This window comes from Citrobacter sp. U14242, from assembly GCF_046555775.1.
GTDB lineage: Bacteria > Pseudomonadota > Gammaproteobacteria > Enterobacterales > Enterobacteriaceae > Citrobacter.
Genome location: NZ_JBKGLW010000015.1, coordinates 42,154 through 63,282, shown reverse-complemented (window position 1 = coordinate 63,282; position 21,129 = coordinate 42,154). Strand labels below are relative to the sequence as shown.

Genomic DNA, 21,129 nt, shown 5'->3' with positions numbered 1-21,129 from the left:
ATGACGGATTATAATAGCATTGGCCTTGTAGGCATACTAAGCCTCGCGACACTTCTGCCATTTTTTATTGCAGGTGGAACCTGTTTCATCAAATTTTCGATTGTTTTTTCCTTGATCCGCAATGCGATTGGTTTACAGCAGGCACCATCGAATATGACGCTGAATGGCGTATCATTGTTGCTGACTGCCTTTGTCATGTCTCCCGTCGCCCTGCAGGGTTACGATTATTATCGTCAGGAAGGTGTGAGTTTTGAAAATGTAGAGTCGGTGGATAATTTTATCAATAATGGATTGTCAGGATATAAAAATTATTTATATCGATTTTCGGACAAAGAGTTGCTGATGTTTTTTAGCAATATTTATCAGCAACAATACCCGATCTCCGATGATCATCAAGTTAAAGGCGTCAAACCAACAGCAGAGAATAGCTCTTTATTTACTCTGTTAGCGGCTTATTCACTGAGTGAGATTAAAAGCGCTTTTATTTTGGGGTTCTATGTGTACCTTCCGTTTATCGTTGTTGACCTGTTGGTATCGAATGTCCTGCTGGCCCTGGGGATGATGATGATGAGCCCGGTAACGATATCGCTACCCATCAAATTGGTGCTTTTTGTGGCTATCGACGGCTGGTCTAAAATCGCGACGGGAATGGTCATGCAATATGCGGCGTTATGGAAGACGGCAGGGTAGCGATGGATAGCATCTTTTACATTGGTAACAAAGCATTATATATGGTCCTGATCCTCTCTGCTGTTCCGGTGATTGTGGCGACAGTGGTTGGCATCATGGTAGCGATAATTCAGGCGATCACGCATATACAGGAACAAACGCTACCTTTTGGTATCAAGTTATTGGCGGTTTGCGCAGCGCTTTTTATGACGGCGCCGTGGTTTGTCTCAAGTTTGAAAAGCTTCGCCGCGGAAGTGTTGGCAATGGCGTTTCAGATACCTTAAACGAGTCGCCTATGAACGTCTATGTACTTTTCCATGAATATATTGTCCTTATTATTATCGGGTTGGCCAGGATTTTACCGATAACGCTTTTTTTACCCTGGTTTAATAGCCAGATACTAGGTGGGATGATTGTCAAAAATGTCATAATGTGCTTTATGATTGTGGGCATGCTACCCATACTGAGTACACAGTTTTCGCTTGCGCCGACCGCGCCGATGCTGACCATTATTATACAGGAGGCCATTATTGGTTTGATTTGCGGGATTTGTCTGGCGGTACCGTTCTGGATTGCGTTGGCAATAGGTGAGATTATTGATAACCAACGCGGTGCAACCATCAGTAGTACAATGAATCCTGGCGTCGGTGTCGAAACATCTGTTTTCGCCAGTTTTATGAATTATTTTTATGGTGCCACGTTTATGCTCAGCGGCGGGATGGTTACACTGTGTGAGGCTATAAAGGAAAGCTATCAAATATTTCCGGTGGCGCAAACGTTCCATTTTAGTAAAACATTAGCGTTTCAGGGCGTTCATTTTGTGAATGAGATAATGCTCAGGGCATTAATTCTGGTGGGACCTGTTGTTATTGCTCTTTTTATAACAGAATGTGCGCTTGGCTTGCTCTCACGTTTTGCTTCACAATTGAATGCTTTTTCCGTTGCACTGGCATTGAAAAGTGTTGTTGCTATTGTGGTACTACTATTTTATCTGACGCCACTACTCATTCCCCAGCTTACTGGATTGCGGTTGGGTGATTTTTTACCAGGGAGGTAATAGACATGAGTGAGGAAAAAACTGAACAACCGACACACAAAAAGAAAGAAGATTCGGCTAAAAAAGGGCAGATGTTTCTGAGTCGTGACTTTGTTGGGTTGCTTACTCTGATAGCTGTATCTTCTTTTGTATGGATGACCATAGACGCGAAAGAGTTGATGTTCTATGTTGATTTGTTTGTTACCAGTGGATTTATGCTGTCAACTGGCGAATATGCGCGTTTAGTCTTTTCTACGGCATTTAAAATTATTGCCGGTATAGCAGTTGTCTCCGTTTTAACCTCAATGCTAGTCACACTAATACAAACTCGTTTTAAAATGGCATCGGAAGCAATCAGGTTAGATCTGAATGCTATTAACCCGTTGAAAGGATTTAAAGAGATTTTCAGTATCAGAAATCTGAAAGACAGTATCAAGGCCATTTGTTATCTCGGCATGGCAATAACGGGATTCAGTATTTTTGTAATGAAATATCATGCCCGTCTGTTTACCGTGCCTTCTGGTAATATTCAGCATTTCATGAGCGTTTGGCGAGGATTAATTCCATTGTTGTTTTGTTATACGTTATTGCCATTTTTAATTATTATGGCATTTGACGCAATGATCGAGTTTTTTTTGTATATTAAAGACTTGATGATGACAAAGCAAGAAATCAAGCAAGAGTATAAAAATAATGAAGGCGACCAGCATATAAAAAGTGCACGGAAGCAGTTGCACCGGGAACTCCTTTCTGAGCAAACCAAAGCGAATATAATGACGTCCAAGATGGTGCTGGCAAACCCAACACATATTGCATTGGGGATCTATTACAATCCTAAAGTTATTGGCTTACCATTTATTTCCGTAGTTGAGAAAAATTCCCGGGCAGTTGCCGCAATTGCATTCGCAGAAAAAAATAATGTTCCGGTCATTCGTAATATTGCTTTGGCGCGACGTATTTTTAAAACAGCGAAAATCTACACATTCATTGACAGTGATAGCATAGATGAAATTATGCAACTGCTAACCTGGCTTGAACAAGTAGAGCAAGCCTGGAAAAATGATGTGCCTGAAGATAAACAGGTACAGGAGGACGAACCGCATGATGCACTGATGCTGGATACTGGCGATACCGAACGAGACAGGAGCGACGAACAACATAAGGACCGCGATGCATCTTCCGTTAAGGAGGACAATAATAATGCGTTGTAGCGTGCTAATTTTATTTATGTCCCTTGTCTTCCCAGTTTTCGCGGAACAGTGGTGCTATATCGACGCAGGAGGGATTATGCATGTAGAACAGCAACGCACCTCCAAAAAAGCCAAACGTTGTCCTGCTGCTGAAGGTGAGCTGGCGCGGCGTTGGCAGGCGTATACCGGTGTGAAATCGATTCGCCTGGCGAAAGTACCGCCCCAACGCTCAGATGACAGAGCAAAGGGAAACCTTCGGTACGATAACGTCATTGCTCATTACGCACGACATTACGGTGTAGATCCTTATCTGGTTAAAGCGGTTATGGCAGTTGAATCCGGATTTAATCCGGATGTTGTTTCGGCTAAGGGCGCAGTGGGCTTGATGCAGATCATGCCACAAACGGCGACAAGTTTGTCACTCAGGTTAGGGCATCGCTTGAAAAAGGAGGCATTGTCCAGTCCTGAGTTAAATATTCATCTTGGTACTTTTCTGCTGTCAGAACTGGCGCGGCGCTATGACAGCAATATTGATCTGATGCTTGCTGCCTACAATGCAGGTGAAAATAATGTTGAAAAATACCACAATCAGGTTCCTCCATTTGATGAAACACAGAAATACATTCACGCTGTGAAATTAAAATACTTAACCATACGTTAAATAACTGCATTTATTTTTTTTTAACGAAAACAGTAGAAAAAATAATTTGAATGTATCTTTTGCGCTGAGCGAATATGGCTGCCAGTTTATAGAAATAAAATATAATCGGCGTTAATCAGGGATTGATTAACCATTGCGTCAGGAGTTGTATATGATAAGAAATATGCCAAATCAATGCTTTACTGTCGCGCTTGCCAGCGATGAGCCAATTGTCATAACGGGGCTACGTAGCCTGCTTGCCGATTACGCTGATGTTGTACTTACCGCCAGTTTAGGCGAAGGGTTGCTTAACCAACTCTCAAGTCATCAGCCCGTTAAACCACAGGTTTTAGTTATCGATCTGCCTCTCGAATTCATGGGGAGTAGAAATGTGAGTCGTTTTATTCAACGACTCCAGCAACTGGCGCCAGAGTTAATGTTAGTTGTCCTGACAAACGAAACTTATGCCCTGACTTTGCGAAAACTCAAGGCAATAGGGGTCCGCGCGTTATTAAGTAAGAAAGATGATTTAGTGCTCTGCTTGCCTAAAGCATTAGCCGCTTGTCATCAGGGCGGTTTTTTTACATCACCATTGATCCGGCAATATTTCGAACCTGTTGATAATGTTATGCATGCACATCAGCAGTATTCATCTTTAACTTTGCGAGAGCTGGAGGTTATTCGCCTTTATGCCCGTGGCATGCGGGTAAAAGAGATCGCCAGCCTTTTGAAACGATCTGTTTGTACCGTTGCCGTACATAAGCATAACGCCATGCAGAAACTCGCGATTACCAGCAATATGCAGTTGCTCCATTATGTGCAGTCCCAGGACAGACTTTCTGACATGCCTGGATACTGACGTTACTACTCCATTTTTCAGGGACCGAAACTATGACTACGATAGCGGCTTCTTTTACCAGCCGGACTCTACTTTCTTCGTTGCGCGCGGCGACAGAAACCGTTTCTACCACAGAAGAGGTCACTGATGCTTCTGTCGTAACCACGCCGACAAGTTCAGACGCCAGCCGACAGCAGGTCATTGATACTTTGCTGGCGAAGCTCGCGGTTTACTCTGAGCAATATAATGAATTGCTTAAAAAGGGTATTCAGATCGACACTTTGCCAGCGCAAAACGTGTTGAAAAGCAGTTTGCCTACCTTGCTGGCAACGGGGGTTAAGGGTAATAGCACGACCTGGGACGTTCCGCTTGACGGAAACATGGATAAAGATGGCGATGGTGTTATTGATGGAGACATCGACTATAGCACCTATACCTGGAAAGACGATGGCGTTCCGCAGAGTGACTGGGAGATCTATGCCAATGTGACGACGGAACTGGGTGCTCTGAAAAAGACGTATATGGATGTGTACACGGATTTGGCCAACCAGAGCGTGGAGTATCTGGATGCGGTAAATGGTTTTAAAACCAGAATGGTGAATTATATTACCAGTAGCGATGATAAGAAGAATGAAGATAATATATACATTGATGTTGCAGGGATTGCCGCAGAGCTTGACACTATTATCTGTAGTTGGGGAAAGTATGGTAAGGACGGTAATATCAACACCAGGGCGATTAATCCTCTGCCTCAGGAAGACGGAACGGCGGTAGCACCACCGCCAAGCGGACCAGTAGCTATTCGGGGTCTGGATCTGGCAGGCGTTGATTACTGGGCTGTACAGTTGGATATGGAAGATCAGCTCGTTGTCAATAAGACGGTGACGGCGGGCGAGGATGGTAAGACAGGGACAGAGGATGATGTGACCGTTTTCAACTCCATTGAGATTTCTGGAGAAAGCGAACAGTTATACCTGGTACAGGAAGCGGATGGCAAATATACCTTGTATGTTTATCCTGATATTCAACCGGTTGTTGATGCGATGGACGCGACATTGCATGTCGGCAGTCTCGACGCTAACTATGTTGAACCTAAGGACCGTACGGGGCCTCTAGATATTACATCGAATAAACAGTTGCAGGAAATGCTGGAGAAAGATGCTGCCCCCTCAAAAGGGTACTCAGGGTTAACTCGGTATGAAGACGGAAAAGTCAAAGCTGACGATTCAAGTACGGGCATATATGTTTATCCTACTAAGAAAAGTAACTTTGATGATGGAACGGGAGGAGCTTCTCATATTGAGCATGTTACAGGAAGCGATGATTATACCGATGCGGTTGACAAAAAACACTCACATTATGTACTGACGGCAGATTATAAATTAGACAAACTCAGTGATACTGGCAGTGGCGGTACTGATGGGAGGCATGCTCCCCCTGCTGGATGTTCCTACTATCAAATAGTAGGGACCGGTGATCAAAATAGCACAATAGTTATACCTAACGATATGATTGAAGGTGCAGATTTCGACAGTACCGGTAAACCAGTACACTATAGAGTAAAAGAAACAGTGGTTATTTGTGACAGCGTTGCAGATATATCCACATCAAATCTTCCCAAAGATCTGGATTGGGACGGTGATGCTTATTTTGGAACGTTAGAGGAGTATGCTGAATATTTTTACCCTCCCGAATTGGTTATTAATAGTGATGATGTTAATCTTAATGAAGTAAGCGTCAGTACCAGCGTATTTAACGAGTGGGAAAACTCGATGAATACCATGTCCAGTACGATAGAAAGTCTGTCGCAGGTTATGTCCGAAAAATTAAACCAGGCGAATACAATTTATAATAACCTGACCAAGGTTTTATCTTCTACCATTGAGGCGCTGCTGGAAACTCAAAAAGAGTTCCTGAAATAGGATGATATGATGAGTTATATAACGATGAGTACAGCGACGCCCCCCTCCGGAGCGGTCACGCAGGTTGACGAGCCTACGGCAAGTCTGACGGATGAGCAGCGCCAGTTGATGCAGATCTCTACGCAGCTATTTGGCAACCAGCTTTTTTCTGATTGGATTATGGGCGATACGGATGATCCGGCAAGTCCGATGTACAAATCTGAATGGTAATGCTGCAGGTTGTTATTCTTCGACGCTCATGAAAGGTGATTTCGCGTGATTCAGAACCGTCTGAATCACGCGATTTTTGCTTCTATTCCCCCGATTTTCATCCGTAATCTGATTGGCATTATTTACCTTCTGTTGCAAAGTTGTTGCTAATAGCAAAAAAGGAGGAAGTCCCGTGAATAAATCCATGTTGGCGGGTATAGGGATTGGCGTAGCTGCTGCGCTGGGTGTGGCGGCAGTGGCCAGTCTAAACGTTTTTGAACGTGGCCCACAGTTTGCACAAGTCGTCTCTGCAACACCGATTAAAGAAACGGTAAAAACACCGCGCCAGGAATGTCGCAATGTGACGGTTACTCACCGTAAACCTGTACAGGATGAAAACCGTATTGCCGGTTCCGTGCTGGGCGCGGTTGCCGGGGGCGTAATTGGTCATCAGTTTGGTGGTGGGCGCGGCAAAGACATTGCGACCGTTGCCGGTGCGTTAGGTGGCGGTTTTGCAGGTAACCAGATTCAGGGTTCAATGCAGGAAAACGATACATACACGACCACACAACAACGTTGTAAAACGGTGTATGACAAATCAGAAAAAATGCTGGGCTACAACGTCACGTACAAAATTGGCGATCAGCAGGGCAAAATCCGTATGGATAAAGATCCCGGTACGCAAATTCCGCTGGATAACAACGGCCAGTTGGTTCTGAATAACAAGGCGTAAAATAGCGTTATCCTGAACATTAGCCCCCCATTCGCTCAGGCTGGGGGGCTTTTTTTGTCAGAAGGTCAACGCGTAGTTCAGGCCAAAGGTGCGACCCCGGCCTTTGTATTCATACAAGGATGGACTGCCATAGGTCGGGCTGTAGAGTAAGGGTGCACGCTGTCCCCAGAGGGTGGTGTACTCTTCATTCAGCAGGTTCTCAACGCTAAAGGTCAGTTTACCCAGCGGGAGCGGATAGCTGCCGATAAAGTCCATCGTATTGTATCCGTCCAGTTTGTTGCCGCTGGCATCGCTCAGGTCGAAGGTTTGCTGACTCTGTACTCGCAGCGACCACGGTTCCGGTGCCCAGCCAACCCATGCGGTTGCTTTAGATGGCGAAGCCAGAGTGACATCCCATTTTTGCCATTTACCGTTTTGCTTCACTTCCGATTTAATGATGTTGAAGTTACTTCCCACACTCCAGTCGGTATCAGCAATGAAATAATCCACCGCGCCTTCAAGGCCATAAATCCGGCGATCGTCGGGTTGTACGTTAATGGTCATATCGTTGCGGTTAATGACGATCGATTTATCTGACGTGGAGTAATAGGCTGCCAGTTGTGTGCGCAGATTATCGCCGGTGTAGCGCCACCCCAGTTCGTAAGAGTTAACTTTGATGCCTTCCAGACGTGAATCCGCGACGTTAACGCTGCGCTGGAGCTGATAATGATCGCCAACCAGCGAGTAGGTACCATTGCCGTAGTATTTTCCTGGGTCGGGAAGTTCCACACCTTGAGAGAAGTTGAACCAGGTCTGTTGGCGTTCGGTCAGGTGTGCGAGGATGCCCGCGTTAAACAGGAAGTTATCATAGTCTGCTTTGCCACCCGGGATACTATCAGCAGAGTTCGCCAGACCCGTTGCGATGCCTTGTTGCTGTGTATAGCCGATAAAATCATCAACGCGGTTTTCAGTCCACTGGTAGCGGATACCACCGCTGAGCGTAAAGATGTCATTAATGTCGTAGCTGTTTTGCAGGAAAGGCGCAAAGTTGGTGATGCTGTAACCGGGATAGCGCCCGGTGGTGTAGGCCGTTCGGTTATCCATACCGCCGGAGGGGAGGGAATAAGCCAGATCGAAGAATTCTTGATTGGAATCGAATGTTTCGTGATCGGCGTCGATCCCCCATGTCAGTTCCCAGTTTTCCATCAGCTGGCTGTTGAGGGTGATTTTGGCACCAAACTGGTCAGTATCCTGTTGTGATGCGGAGAAACTGGTAACCTTACCTTTGCTCAGCGTAGGGAAAGGATAGAATTTTAGTGATTCGTCACGGTAATAGATCTGGCTGACCAGATTCTGACCGAAAAAATTAGCATCGGAATATTGCAGACTGATCAGATGCCGCTCCGTGCCGGGGATTCGGTCGGAATTGAGACCACGGCTGGTATGAGCGTTACCGGTGCCCGTCACGGCGGACATGTTCTCGCCGAGATCCAGTCCGTAGTCGTCATCGCCCTGGCTTTTGTAGTACTGTGTAACCAGCTGCAGCTGGCGGTCGTCATCAAGCTCAATCGTCCCGGTGCCCATGACGTCCAGACGGTCAGAGTGTTGCAGGCCAGTTTGAGTGTTATCGAGCATTAAGGCATCGTGGTTGGCATCGTACCAGCCACCAAAGCGTTGATAAGCGACAGACATGCGTCCGGATGCGCGGTCGGTTCCTCCGCTAACTGCGGCGGCAACCCGTTCGTCATGATCGTTGCTGTTGTTGAACCCACTTTTACTGCCCAGTTCAAGTTCAACTTCACGCTCAGCCTGACCTTTTTTGGTGACGATGTTGATCAAACCACCGGTACTCCCGCCGCCATACAGTGAGGTTGCACCGGAGATAACTTCAATATGTGCAATATTAAACGGATCAATAGAGTCAAGCTGACGGCTGTCGGTACGGGAAGAGTTGAGACGAACACCGTCAATAAGCACAACGATGGCGCGACCACGCATGTTCATACCGTAGTTGGTCCGTCCCTGGCTGCTAACGTCGATTCCAGGGATCAACTGAGCAAGAACATCCTTAAACTCTTTCCCCCCCTGAACCTGCTGTTCAATCTCTCTGCCTTCGATAACCCATGTAGTTTGTGCCATTTGAGACACGGTACGTTGACTACGGTTGGCGCTGACGATGAGATCTTCTTCTTCTGCCGCCATTGCCGGTAGGGTTAAAGACAGTAACAGAGGATTGAGCACCCAGAGATGCTTATTCATTTGTATTCCTTATAAAATTTGTTGGTCTGTTTTTATTTTTACGGCATGGAAACCGATTGTTACATTATGAAACGGATATTAAAGCAAATGCGAATATTGCTGATAATGATTGACATTATCAATGTTTTTTACAAAAGAAATGTATTAACTCAATGAAAACAATAAAGAATGTAGGGGTTAAGAAGAGCCGTATCCACCGGGAACGGCGTAAGCTCCCGGTGATGACAGTAAGACGTGGGTAGTGTGGAAAAGGTTAATCTTTAATCAGTTCAGGCCACAATCGTAACGTGGTGTGCGCGATCTGCATCAGTTTTTCGAATGTGGCTCCTTCGCGGGCGCTGATCGACATACCCTGCAAAATACAGTTCAGATATTCAGCCAACTTTTGTACATCGCAGTGTGCCGGTATTTCACCATGTTCCTGCCGTTGATGCAGAAACTGAGCCAGCGTCTGCTCCTGCATGGCGTGACGGGATTTAACTGTGCGCGCAATGTCCCGGGAAGAGGCGGCAAGCGTCGCGGATGTGTTAATCATAAAACAGCCCGCGGGCGTGTCTTTACTGGTGAAGCAGGTCGCGATTGCGGTGAAATAGTCCTCGAGTGCGGATTCGAGGCTTTTTTCTTCACAAAACAGTTGAGCTTCGTGTTTTGCCGCGAAGCGACTGATATAGCGGTCCAGCACGGCACGAAACAGTCCTTCCTTATTGGTAAATTCTGCATACAGCGTAGGCGCTTTTGCCCCGGTTGCTTCTACGAGATCGGCGAGCGATGTCGCTTCATATCCGTGCTGCCAGAAGAGTGTCATGGCCTTATCAAGCGCGGCTTCCCTGTCGAACACTTTTGGTCGGCCACGGCTTTTTTTTGCACAACTTGTCGTTTCAGTTGTCATGGTGCCGTTGTACCTGGTTGGGTTTATTGAATAACCATTATAAAAATAATCGCGCAGACACTCCAGTGCATTCACTATAAAAATAATTTAATGCTATTAGCATGAAAAATAAGGTCTTTATGATTTAAATAATAATCGTTATAAAAAAATGTTGACGTGTGACCTGGATCACATCTATGATTTACCTATCGATCGTTAAGTTAATCGCTTACGGCACACATTCATCTGCTAAAGGTCACTATCATGAAAAACGTAAAAACTCTTTTTGTCGCTGCAGTTCTGAGCTCACTTTCATTTGCCAGCTTTGCCGCTGTTGAAGTTCAGGCTACACCTGAAGGCCAACAGAAAGTCGGTACTATCACTGCCAACGCCGGGACTAACTTAGGTTCTCTGGAAGATCAACTGGCACAGAAAGCAGATGAAATGGGGGCGAAGTCATTCCGTATTACTTCTGTTACCGGTCCTAACACCCTTCACGGGACTGCAGTTATCTACAAATAAGTTGTAAACCCTCGCAATGCCACTGCGAATTCAATAAAAAACCCCCGCGGGAACACACCGGCGGGGGTTTTTTATGACCTGAATTTACAGAGTTTGTGCGGGAACATCGTGGTGGCGTGTCACATCTACAGGCATTCCTGAACGTAACTCCATTGCATGCTCCATCACCGCTGCGTCTGTTTGTGCCGCATTTTTAAAGCTCTGCATTGATGAATTCAACACGATCGGCAGTAACTGCGGGTCGTCATTAATCTTTTCTGACAGCGGTTGGTGTACTTCAACCAGGCGCATACCGCCAGGTTCAACGGAGGCTTTAATCGGCGTGTTGATGATGTTCACTTTGGTTCCCGGCGTAACCTGGCGGAATAAGGTTTCAATATCACCGTCACGCAGGCGAATACATCCAGAACTGACACGCATACCGATGCCAAAATCCGCGTTGGTTCCATGCAGCAAATACACACCGCCGTAAGCAGCTAAGCGGATAGCATGATGCCCCATCGGGTTATCCGGCCCGGCAGGTACTACGGCAGGGAGGTCGATACCATTGGCTTTATACCGAGCGCGGATATTCGCCGTTGGTGTCCAGGTCGGGTTGGCACGCTTATCAGAGATGGTGGTTACCATTGTTGGTGTCAGGGTGTCGCCGCCTAACTGGCCAATGCCAATTGGATACACGGTCACCGATTTTGTACCTGGCTGGTAATAGTAAAGACGCAGTTCGGCGAGGTTAATGACAATCCCTTCGCGTGGGGCATCCGGCAGCAAGGTTTGCAATGGGATGGTTAAAACACTGCCCGGGCGAGGTACGTATGGATCGACGCCGGGGTTAGCCTGCAGCAGCGCTAAAAAGCCGACGTTATATTTTTTCGCAATGGCTTCCAGCGATCCGCCGTTGTTTTCGACAACGTGAGTGGCATTTTCACCCACCAGTTTGCTGCCTGGCGGCGGAAGCGGCCAGGTATTCGCTTTAGCCGGAAGCGCTAACGCGACGGTCGCCGCGAGCGTAAAAATCGTTAGCCAGCGAGAGAGTCGTTTATTGTTTAACATCACCATAAATCCATTGTTTTTACGTGGTTTTTATAATGTAAAAGTAAACAGGAATTATGGCGGTTTGCTGTGTCGGGAAGTGCAGGGAAGTGCAAAGAGTTTGTAAATTCATCGGCCGGGCAAGCACCGTGCTCACCCGGCCGGAACGCTACGCTATGGCGTTTTCTTCAAGTTGGCGCATAAACTGACGTACCCAGTCGATACGGGTTTTACGCTCGGCTAAATCTTGCATGAACTTCAGCCGGGTTGGGCCATCCAGACGGAAGTGCTGAGGTTGCTTTTGGAGTAAGCCAATCAGCCACACCGGGTTGACGTGGTTCTTCTCGGCAAACTCAATCGTCCCGCCTTTTTCATTGCCTTCTAGCTTTCTGATGCCCAGTTTTTGCGCTTGCTGGCGCAAACGGGCAATATCCAGCAGCGTACGGGCCGGGTCAGGCAGCAAACCAAAACGGTCAATCAGTTCGACTTTAATCTCTTCCAGCTCGTTTTCGCTTTTCGCACTGGCAATGCGCTTGTAGAACGACAGTCGCGTATTCACATCGGGGATGTAGTCATCTGGCAGTAGCGAAGGCATCCGTAGCTCGACTTCAGTTTGCTGGTTGGTGAGATCTTCGAGCGACGGTTCGCGTCCCTCTTTAAGCGCATCAACCGCGTTCTCCAGCAGTTCCATGTACAGTGAGAAGCCGATGGTTTCCATCGAACCGCTCTGATCTTCACCCAGCAGTTCCCCCGCGCCGCGAATCTCGAGATCGTGAGTGGCCAGTGCAAAACCTGCACCCAAATCTTCCAGTGATGCAATTGCCTCAAGGCGTTTTTGTGCATCAGTGGTCATCGCTTTCGGATGCGGCGTCAACAGCCAGGCGTAGGCCTGATGGTGTGAACGTCCCACGCGGCCGCGTAGCTGGTGCAATTGTGCCAACCCGAAATGGTCAGCGCGCTCGATAATAATGGTGTTAGCGGTTGGAATGTCGATCCCGGTTTCGATGATGGTGGTACACACCAGCACGTTGAAGCGCTGATGGTGGAAATCGTTCATCACGCGTTCCAGCTCGCGTTCGCGCATTTGCCCGTGTCCAATCCCGATACGCGCTTCCGGTACCAACTCTGCCAGCCTGTCAGCGGTTTTCTGGATGTTTTCAACATCGTTGAACAGATAGTAGACCTGCCCGCCGCGTAACACTTCACGCAGGATAGCCTCGCGAACCACCAGATTGTCATACTCGCGCACAAAGGTTTTGACTGCCAGACGACGAGCTGGCGGTGTGGCGATAATTGACAGATCGCGCATGCCGCTCATCGCCATATTGAGCGTACGCGGGATCGGGGTTGCTGTCAGTGTCAGAATATCGACATCGGCGCGCATCGCTTTAATACGCTCTTTGTGACGGACACCGAAGCGGTGCTCTTCATCGACAATCAGCAGACCCAAATCTTTTAGTTTCACATCGCTTTGCAGCAGTTTGTGCGTACCGATGAGAATATCGATTTTACCTTCGGCAACCTGCTCCAGAATCTGCGCTTGCTCTTTGGCGCTACGAAAACGGGACAGCATCTCAATGCGCACGGGCCAGTTGGCAAAGCGGTCACGGAAGTTGTCGAAATGCTGCTGAGCGAGCAGGGTAGTCGGCACTAAAACAGCCACCTGTTTGTGGTTCTCGACGGCGAGAAATGCGGCGCGCATCGCAACTTCGGTTTTGCCGAAGCCGACGTCACCACACACCAGACGGTCCATTGCCAGCGGCTGACACATATCGCTGAGTACCGCGTTGATGGCCTGTGCCTGATCGGGTGTGGTTTCAAACGGGAAGCTGTCACAAAACAGCTGATACTGCTCGCGATCGTGCTTAAAGGCAAAACCTTCTTTCGCCGCGCGCTGGGCATAGATATCCAGTAGTTCTGCTGCCACATCGCGCACTTTCTCGGCCGCCTTCTGTCGGGCGCGCGACCAGGCGTCACCGCCGAGTTTATGCAGCGGCGCATTCTCTTCCGCGCCGCCGGCGTAGCGGCTGATCAGATGTAGCGACGACACCGGCACATACAGTTTGGCGTCGTTGGCATAGGTGAGCATCAGGTATTCGCCAGTAATGCCGCCCGCTTCCAGTGTGGTCATACCAGCATAGCGACCCACGCCGTGCTCAAGGTGCACGACGGGCTGCCCCGGATGCAGCTCTGCGAGGTTGCGGATCAACGTATCCGGGTTAATCGTGCGGCGGGAATCCTGGCGGCGACGTGCCACACGTTCACCAAGGAGATCGCTTTCGCAAATCAGTGCCAGGTTGCGTTTGGTATCAATGAAACCGTGCTCTGCCGCACCAATCATCAGATAACGACCGCTGTCGGCGGCTTCATCAAGGTGTAAAATACGTTTTGGCGCAACTTTGATGCGAGCCAGAAGTTCGCCGAGTGCTTCACGGCGACCTTCACTCTCTACTGAGAAAATGACCGGACCATTGAAGGTTTCCAGGAATTTACGCAGCGCATCCAGCGGCGATTTCTGTTGCGCTTGTACGGCGATGTCCGGCAGCTTCCGGAATCCCAGATTGGTATTCGCCGCTTTGTTTGCCAGACTTTCGGTTTTGAGCTGGACGCGAGGCCAATGTTTAAGCTCGGAAAACAGTTCGTCAACCCGCAGCCACAGCGATTCTGGCGGCAGCAGTGGACGCATCGGATCGACACCCCGATTCTCAAAACGTGACAGTGTATCCGCCTGGAAACGTTCTGCGCTGGTTTCAATATCTCCGGTATTCACTAACAGCGTATTGGCGGGGAAGTAGCTGAACAGCGGTGGCAGGGGCTCACTGAAAAACAGCGGTTGCCAGTATTCAATCCCGGCAGGTAACGTGCCTTTACTGACCTGCTGATAAATATGTTCGGCGTCACGTTTAACTTCAAAGGTGTCGCGCCACTGACTGCGGAACAGCTCAATGGCTGTTTTATCGGTTGGAAATTCGTGGGCAGGCAGCAAATTAATGGCGTCGACTTCTTCCAGCGTGCGTTGCGTATCGGTGTCAAACAGACGCAGGCTGTCGATTTCGTCATCAAAGAAATCAAGGCGATAAGGCAGTTCACTGCCCATTGGGAACAAGTCCAGCAACGCACCGCGTGTGGCGTATTCACCGTGCTCCATAACCTGATCAACATGGCGATAACCGGCGCTGTCCAGTTGCTCACGCAGGGTATCACGCGACAGGCGCTGGCCCTTTTTCATCACCAGTGCATGACCGTGTAGATAGTTGTGCGGGCAGACTCGCTGCATCAACGTGTTGACCGGTACGATCAGCACACCGCGTTGCATCGCAGGCAGTTGATACAACGTGGAGAGTCGCGAGGAGATAATTTCCTGATGTGGGGAAAAACTGTCATAGGGCAGTGTTTCCCAGTCAGCCAGATTCATCACCATCTGGTCGGTAAACTGACGAATTTCTTCATGCAGACGCAAGGCATTTTGCATGTCCGGCGCGATAAGCACCACGGGTCCCGGATGGTGTTCGGCGATTTCTGCGACCAGCGTCGCGCAGGCGGCACCGGTAAGTTCACCCAACTGGCGCTGATCGCCAGCTTTTGCTGGAAGCGTGTAACGATGTTGTTCAGGCATTCGGTTGTCAGGATCTCGTTTGGATATACGTCTGATAAGCAATGTTTCTTTATTATCCGTGATCGTTTCTCATAAGCAAATTGATTCGCCCCCGGATGGGGGCAAAAAGCGCGTAAGGTTTAGCGGGAAACGGCGGAGAGAGACGGCGGGGAGAAGAGCAGGTCGGCAACGGTTTTTTGTGAAATTCTTCGTACCATTAGTCCGACCAGCGTACACAACAGTAAGCAAGCGAACGGGTACACCAGTAGCAGGGCCAGCTCTACGTTTGCGGACCAGACGGTATGATTGAGTTTGGGAAGCAGCGTTAAACTCATCAGTTCCACCAGAATTCGGTGGGTGGTGTAGATGGCGATAGTATTGGAACCTATTACGCTTAATGGACTGGATGCACTCATACCAAAACGTTGTTCAAATTGATAAAACAACTTCATGATGAGTACGATGGAAAGAAGTGAGAGTAATAGCGAAACATTTGCCAGCCAGGCGATGACAGCCACCAGTGCACTCACCGTCACGATGACTGCGTGACGGCGCAGGGGAACGTCTTTGATCCACGTCATCAGCGTTGAGCCAAACCAGGCGCCGAGACTGTAGTATGGCAGGTTACGAATTACGCTGTTCATTCCCCACCACGGCGTCGGGATAAAATTGATCGCCACGCTCAGCACGACAAATAACGCCATCATCGGCACCGCCCAGCGGCTGAAAATCTTACACAAAATAAAATAAACAATCAGCGCGTACAGATACCACAAGCTGGTGCTGGCGGTGAGCATCCCGTGGGTAAAGCCACTGATCGAGCCGGCATAGGCGGCGTTGGCGGTATGGCTCAGATCGCGCTGCGGGGCCAGCCAGTTATTGAGCGTGACTAACGCCAGCCATTGCACGATTCCCCACAGTATCAACACCCAGGCAATACTCCAGATGCGTTTGTCTACACAGGTTGTCCACGGGACGTTTGCAATGTAGCGGCGGATCAGATAGCCCGAAATAAAGAAAAAGACGGGCATGCGCAACGGTGCCAGATACAGATTGAGATAGATCCAGCATTTGGTTAGCACCTGTGAGAGTGGATGCTGGAAGGCGGTGAGAGGGGGATAAAAGGTAATGACCGAATGGTAAATAACCACCAGACAGATACATAACCCTTTGATTTGATTAATCCATAACTCTTTTTTATTCATTGCAGTGGTGTATCCATATTGTGTGAGATAGCCTGCCATCCTGCAAAACCCGGCCTTCTCTGTAATGCGTAACCGTCTGCTTTTTATTTTTTTAAGATAAAGATCAGGAACAATGGATGAGGGAAAAGTGGAAACTTTAGCGAATTGATTTGGTTATACTTTTCAGAACAATGCTGACGAACACTTACGGTTCAGTCATTTACCCATCCCGCTTTCGCTTATATACTCGTGACTTTGCTAACAGCAACCAGACGGATTTCATGTACCAACCTGTCGCTCTATTCATTGGCCTGCGTTATATGCGTGGGCGTGCAGCAGATCGCTTCGGTCGTTTCGTTTCCTGGCTCTCTACCATTGGCATTACTCTTGGGGTAATGGCGCTGGTCACGGTATTGTCGGTGATGAACGGTTTCGAACGCGAGTTGCAAAATAACATCCTGGGTCTGATGCCTCAGGCTATTCTCTCGGCGGAGCAAGGCTCTCTTAACCCGCAGCAGTTGCCGGAAAAAGCCGTGGTATTGAACGGCGTCAACCGTGTTGCGCCACTAACAACGGGCGATGTGGTCCTGCAGAGTGCGCGTAGCGTGGCGGTAGGGGTGATGCTGGGCATCGACCCGGCGCAAAAAGATCCGCTTACGCCGTATTTGGTCAATGTGAAGCAAACCGATCTCGAGCCGGGTAAGTATAATGTCATCCTCGGTGAGCAGCTTGCCGGACAGCTAGGTGTGAACCGCGGTGATCAAATTCGCGTGATGGTGCCTTCTGCCAGTCAGTTTACGCCAATGGGACGCTTGCCGAGCCAGCGTCTGTTTACGGTGATTGGCACCTTTGCCGCCAATAGTGAAGTCGATGGTTATCAGATGTTGACCAACATCCAGGATGCGTCACGTCTGATGCGTTATCCGGCAGGCAATATCACCGGCTGGCGTCTGTGGCTGAATGAACCGCTCAAGGTTGATACGCTGAGCCAACAAACGTTGCCGCAAGGCACCAAGTGGCAGGACTGGCGCGAGCGTAAAGGCGAGCTGTTCCAGGCTGTGCGGATGGAAAAAAACATGATGGGGCTGTTGCTGAGCCTGATCGTGGCGGTTGCAGCGTTTAATATTATTACCTCGCTGGGTCTGATGGTGATGGAGAAGCAAGGGGAAGTGGCGATTTTACAAACGCAGGGGCTCACGCCGCGGCAAATAATGATGGTGTTTATGGTTCAGGGGGCCAGTGCCGGGATTATCGGCGCGCTGCTGGGGGCCGTGCTGGGCGCGTTGCTTGCCAGCCAACTGAACAACCTGATGCCGATTATCGGCGTGCTGCTGGACGGTGCTGCGTTACCTGTCGCTATTGAGCCGTTGCAGGTGATCGTCATTGCGCTGGTGGCAATGGCCATCGCGCTGCTGTCTACGCTTTATCCTTCCTGGCGCGCTGCCGCCACTCAACCCGCTGAGGCTTTACGTTATGAATAAGATCCTGTTGCAATGCGACAACCTGTGCAAACGCTATCAGGAAGGCACGGTGCAGACTGATGTTCTGCACGATGTCAGTTTTTGCGTCGGCGAGGGTGAGATGATGGCGATTGTCGGCAGCTCAGGCTCCGGTAAAAGTACATTGCTTCATCTGCTCGGCGGGCTGGATACACCGACTTCCGGCGACGTTATTTTTAGCGGTCAGCCGATGAGCAAACTCTCGTCAGCGGCGAAAGCGGAACTGCGTAATCAGAAGCTCGGATTTATTTACCAGTTCCACCATTTGTTGCCAGACTTTACCGCGCTGGAAAACGTGGCGATGCCGCTACTGATTGGCAAGAAGAAGCCGGCTGAAATTACCGCGCGCGCACGTGACATGCTGAAAGCGGTTGGGCTGGATCACCGTGCCAGCCACCGTCCGTCCGAACTCTCAGGCGGCGAGCGTCAACGAGTGGCGATTGCCCGTGCGCTGGTCAATAACCCGCGTCTGGTGTTGGCAGATGAGCCAACAGGTAACCTTGATGCGCGTAACGCGGACAGTATTTTTGAGCTTCTGGGTGAGCTGAACCGTTCTCAGGGCACCGCATTTCTGGTGGTGACCCACGATCTGCAACTGGCGAAGCGCATGAGCCGCCAGCTTGAAATGCGCGATGGTCGCCTGACGGCCGAACTGAGCCTGATGGGAGCAGAGTAATGGCTTCGCCTTTATCGTTATTGATTGGGTTACGTTTTAGCCGTGGCCGGCGGCGCGGTGGTATGGTCTCGCTGATTTCCGTCATCTCCACCATCGGTATTGCATTAGGTGTGGCGGTATTGATCGTCGGGTTGAGTGCGATGAACGGTTTTGAGCGCGAGCTGAACAACCGTATTCTGGCGGTTGTGCCGCACGGTGAGATAGAAGCGGTGAACCAGCCGTGGAATAACTGGCAGGAAGCGCTGGTCAACGTGCAGAAGGTACCGGGTATTGTCGCTGCTGCGCCGTATATCAATTTCACCGGGCTGGTGGAGAGTGGGGCGAACTTGCGCGCCGTACAGGTAAAAGGCGTGGATCCGAAGCAGGAGCAACGTTTAAGTGCGCTACCGTCATTTGTGCAAAACCATGCCTGGGATAATTTCAAAGCGGGTGAGCAGCAGGTCATTCTTGGCAAGGGGATTGCTGACGCGCTGAAGGTGAAGCAGGGGGACTGGGTGTCGATTATGATCCCCAATGCCAGCGCCGATCACAAGCTACAGCAGCCTAAACGTGTGCGTTTGCACGTTACCGGTATTCTGCAACTGAGCGGTCAGCTCGATCACAGCTTCGCCATGATCCCAATGGAAGACGCGCAGCAGTACCTGGATATGGGCTCCAGCGTTTCCGGGATTGCCCTGAAGGTCAACGATGTCTTTAACGCCAATAAGTTGGTCAGAGACGCCGGTGAAGTGACCAACAACTATGTCTATATTAAGAGCTGGATCGGTACTTACGGCTATATGTATCGCGATATCCAGATGATTCGCGCCATTATGTACCTGGCCATGGTGTTGGTGATTGGCGTTGCCTGTTTCAATATCGTTTCAACGTTAGTGATGGCGGTAAAAGACAAGAGTGGTGATATTGCGGTATTAAGAACGCTGGGGGCGAAAGACGGACTGATCCGCGCCATCTTCGTCTGGTATGGACTGCTGGCGGGTCTGTTCGGTAGCCTGATAGGTGTGGTTATTGGTGTTGTTGTTTCTCTGCAGCTCACACCGATTATCAATGGTATTGAGGCGCTTATCGGCCATCAGTTCCTCTCGGGCGATATTTATTTTATTGACTTCCTGCCATCTGAATTGCACTGGCTGGATGTGATTTACGTGTTGGTGACAGCATTGTTGCTGAGTCTTTTGGCAAGTTGGTATCCGGCGCGTCGCGCCAGCAATATTGACCCTGCGAGAGTACTGAGCGGCCAATAACAACAAGATATACACTAAGACATTCATGCTGTTTCAAGGCGGCAAGCCCGATAACCACCAGACGCATCAACAACGATGTGACTGGGCGTGAGGGTGCAGCCAACGCAGAGGCAGCCTGAAGGAAGACGTGTATCAAGGAGCGGTGATGTATTACGGGTTTGACATTGGCGGGACAAAAATTGCGTTAGGCGTCTTCGATAACCACCGTCGTTTGCAGTGGGAGAAACGTGTCCCTACGCCGCGTGATAGTTATGACGCTTTCCTTGATGCGGTGTGCGCTCTGGTGACGGAGGCGGACCAGCGCTTTGGCGTTAAGGGTTCCGTAGGGATTGGTATCCCTGGCATGCCTGAGACCGAAGACGGCACGTTGTACGCGGCTAACGTTCCTGCCGCCAGTGGCAAACCGCTGCGGGCCGATCTCAGCACACGACTGGATCGCGATGTGCGTCTGGATAATGATGCCAACTGTTTTGCACTCTCCGAAGCCTGGGACGATGAGTTCACCCAGTATCCGTTAGTCATGGGCTTAATCCTCGGTACCGGTGTCGGTGGTGGCCTGGTGCTTAACGGGAAGTCTATCACTGGACGTAGCTATATTACCGGCGAGTTCGGTCATATCCGTTTGCCTGTTGATGCATTGACGTTGATGGGATTTGATTTCCCACTGCGTCGTTGCGGATGCGGTCAACTGGGGTGCATCGAAAGCTATCTTTCCGGTGGCGGATTTGCATGGTTGTACCAGCATTACTACCATCAACCTCTGGATGCCCGTGAAATTATCGCCCTCTGGGAGCAAGGCGATGAGCATGCGCGTGCGCATGTAGAGCGTTATCTGGATTTGCTGGCCGTTTGCCTGGGGAATATCCTGACTATCGTCGATCCCGATTTAGTGGTGATTGGCGGTGGCTTGTCAAACTTTACCGCTATTACGACGCAACTGGCGGATCGACTGCCACGTCATTTGCTGCCCGTTGCCCGTGTGCCGCGTATTGAGCAAGCACGACACGGTGATGCGGGTGGGATGCGCGGAGCCGCTTTCCTACATCTTACCGATTAA

Annotated in this window: 19 protein-coding genes; 14 read left to right on the top strand and 5 right to left on the bottom strand. The window is 49.5% G+C overall.

Annotation, left to right across the window (positions count from 1 at the left end; translation table 11 throughout):
* From ACLJXE_RS21540 to ACLJXE_RS21500, 9 genes are all read left to right on the top strand, one after another.
* Nucleotides 1–690 carry an EscR/YscR/HrcR family type III secretion system export apparatus protein gene (locus tag ACLJXE_RS21540; protein WP_410751971.1) on the top strand — a complete coding sequence of 230 codons (690 nt, stop codon included), beginning with the start codon at nucleotides 1–3 and terminating at the stop codon, nucleotides 688–690.
* A gap of 2 nt (nucleotides 691–692) precedes the next feature.
* The gene (gene sctS / locus ACLJXE_RS21535) at nucleotides 693–953 is read left to right on the top strand and encodes a type III secretion system export apparatus subunit SctS (RefSeq protein WP_410751970.1); all 261 of its coding nucleotides are present in this window, start codon (nucleotides 693–695) and stop codon (nucleotides 951–953) included.
* Between the two features lie 11 nt (nucleotides 954–964).
* Nucleotides 965–1,726, top strand: coding sequence for a type III secretion system export apparatus subunit SctT (sctT, locus tag ACLJXE_RS21530; protein ID WP_410751969.1), 762 nt, complete (start codon nucleotides 965–967; stop codon nucleotides 1,724–1,726).
* A 5-nt stretch (nucleotides 1,727–1,731) separates the two neighbouring features.
* Entirely contained in the window at nucleotides 1,732–2,916 is a 1,185-nt protein-coding gene (locus tag ACLJXE_RS21525; protein WP_410751968.1) for an EscU/YscU/HrcU family type III secretion system export apparatus switch protein, read from the top strand.
* A 76-nt stretch (nucleotides 2,917–2,992) separates the two neighbouring features.
* Complete coding sequence (locus tag ACLJXE_RS21520) at nucleotides 2,993–3,556, top strand: lytic transglycosylase domain-containing protein (protein WP_410751967.1); 564 nt, start codon at nucleotides 2,993–2,995, stop codon at nucleotides 3,554–3,556.
* A gap of 151 nt (nucleotides 3,557–3,707) precedes the next feature.
* Entirely contained in the window at nucleotides 3,708–4,394 is a 687-nt protein-coding gene (locus ACLJXE_RS21515) for a LuxR C-terminal-related transcriptional regulator (RefSeq protein ID WP_410751966.1), read from the top strand.
* Nucleotides 4,395–4,426: 32 nt separating this feature from the next.
* Entirely contained in the window at nucleotides 4,427–6,295 is a 1,869-nt protein-coding gene (locus tag ACLJXE_RS21510; RefSeq protein ID WP_410751965.1) for an IpaD/SipD/SspD family type III secretion system needle tip protein, read from the top strand.
* Nucleotides 6,296–6,319: 24 nt separating this feature from the next.
* A complete protein-coding gene (locus tag ACLJXE_RS21505) occupies nucleotides 6,320–6,505 on the top strand; it encodes a hypothetical protein (protein ID WP_410751964.1) in 186 nt (61 codons plus the stop codon).
* Nucleotides 6,506–6,677: 172 nt separating this feature from the next.
* Nucleotides 6,678–7,217: a glycine zipper 2TM domain-containing protein gene (locus ACLJXE_RS21500; protein ID WP_410751963.1), complete on the top strand. Its 540-nt coding sequence runs from the start codon at nucleotides 6,678–6,680 to the stop codon at nucleotides 7,215–7,217.
* Between the two features lie 57 nt (nucleotides 7,218–7,274).
* Here ACLJXE_RS21500 and ACLJXE_RS21495 read toward each other — a convergent pair whose 3' ends face one another.
* Complete coding sequence (locus ACLJXE_RS21495; RefSeq protein ID WP_410751962.1) at nucleotides 7,275–9,455, bottom strand: TonB-dependent siderophore receptor; 2,181 nt, start codon at nucleotides 9,453–9,455, stop codon at nucleotides 7,275–7,277.
* 253 nt (nucleotides 9,456–9,708) lie between these two features.
* Nucleotides 9,709–10,344 carry a TetR family copper-responsive transcriptional repressor ComR gene (gene comR, locus ACLJXE_RS21490; protein WP_286628003.1) on the bottom strand — a complete coding sequence of 212 codons (636 nt, stop codon included), beginning with the start codon at nucleotides 10,342–10,344 and terminating at the stop codon, nucleotides 9,709–9,711.
* A 243-nt stretch (nucleotides 10,345–10,587) separates the two neighbouring features.
* Here comR and bhsA point away from each other — a divergent pair, with 243 nt between their 5' ends.
* On the top strand, nucleotides 10,588–10,845 hold the full coding sequence (gene bhsA, locus ACLJXE_RS21485; RefSeq protein ID WP_286628002.1) for a multiple stress resistance protein BhsA: 258 nt from the start codon (nucleotides 10,588–10,590) through the stop codon (nucleotides 10,843–10,845).
* An 84-nt stretch (nucleotides 10,846–10,929) separates the two neighbouring features.
* Here the strand turns inward: bhsA and ACLJXE_RS21480 are convergent, their stop codons facing one another.
* From ACLJXE_RS21480 to ACLJXE_RS21470, 3 genes are all read right to left on the bottom strand, one after another.
* Nucleotides 10,930–11,895, bottom strand: coding sequence for a L,D-transpeptidase family protein (locus ACLJXE_RS21480; protein WP_286628001.1), 966 nt, complete (start codon nucleotides 11,893–11,895; stop codon nucleotides 10,930–10,932).
* A 148-nt stretch (nucleotides 11,896–12,043) separates the two neighbouring features.
* On the bottom strand, nucleotides 12,044–15,490 hold the full coding sequence (mfd, locus tag ACLJXE_RS21475; RefSeq protein ID WP_410751961.1) for a transcription-repair coupling factor: 3,447 nt from the start codon (nucleotides 15,488–15,490) through the stop codon (nucleotides 12,044–12,046).
* A 119-nt stretch (nucleotides 15,491–15,609) separates the two neighbouring features.
* On the bottom strand, nucleotides 15,610–16,674 hold the full coding sequence (locus ACLJXE_RS21470; RefSeq protein WP_410751960.1) for an acyltransferase family protein: 1,065 nt from the start codon (nucleotides 16,672–16,674) through the stop codon (nucleotides 15,610–15,612).
* Between the two features lie 260 nt (nucleotides 16,675–16,934).
* Here ACLJXE_RS21470 and lolC point away from each other — a divergent pair, with 260 nt between their 5' ends.
* The 4 genes from lolC (at nucleotide 16,935) to nagK (ending at nucleotide 21,129) form a co-directional block, all read left to right on the top strand.
* Complete coding sequence (gene lolC, locus ACLJXE_RS21465) at nucleotides 16,935–18,134, top strand: lipoprotein-releasing ABC transporter permease subunit LolC (protein ID WP_137382949.1); 1,200 nt, start codon at nucleotides 16,935–16,937, stop codon at nucleotides 18,132–18,134.
* Complete coding sequence (gene lolD / locus ACLJXE_RS21460; protein WP_042309095.1) at nucleotides 18,127–18,828, top strand: lipoprotein-releasing ABC transporter ATP-binding protein LolD; 702 nt, start codon at nucleotides 18,127–18,129, stop codon at nucleotides 18,826–18,828. Before lolC ends, lolD begins: the two co-directional genes overlap by 8 nt.
* Nucleotides 18,828–20,072 (top strand): lipoprotein-releasing ABC transporter permease subunit LolE, encoded by a 1,245-nt coding sequence (gene lolE / locus ACLJXE_RS21455; RefSeq protein WP_410751959.1) that lies wholly within the window; start codon nucleotides 18,828–18,830, stop codon nucleotides 20,070–20,072. Before lolD ends, lolE begins: the two co-directional genes overlap by 1 nt.
* 145 nt (nucleotides 20,073–20,217) lie before the next feature.
* Nucleotides 20,218–21,129 carry an N-acetylglucosamine kinase gene (nagK, locus tag ACLJXE_RS21450; protein WP_410751958.1) on the top strand — a complete coding sequence of 304 codons (912 nt, stop codon included), beginning with the start codon at nucleotides 20,218–20,220 and terminating at the stop codon, nucleotides 21,127–21,129.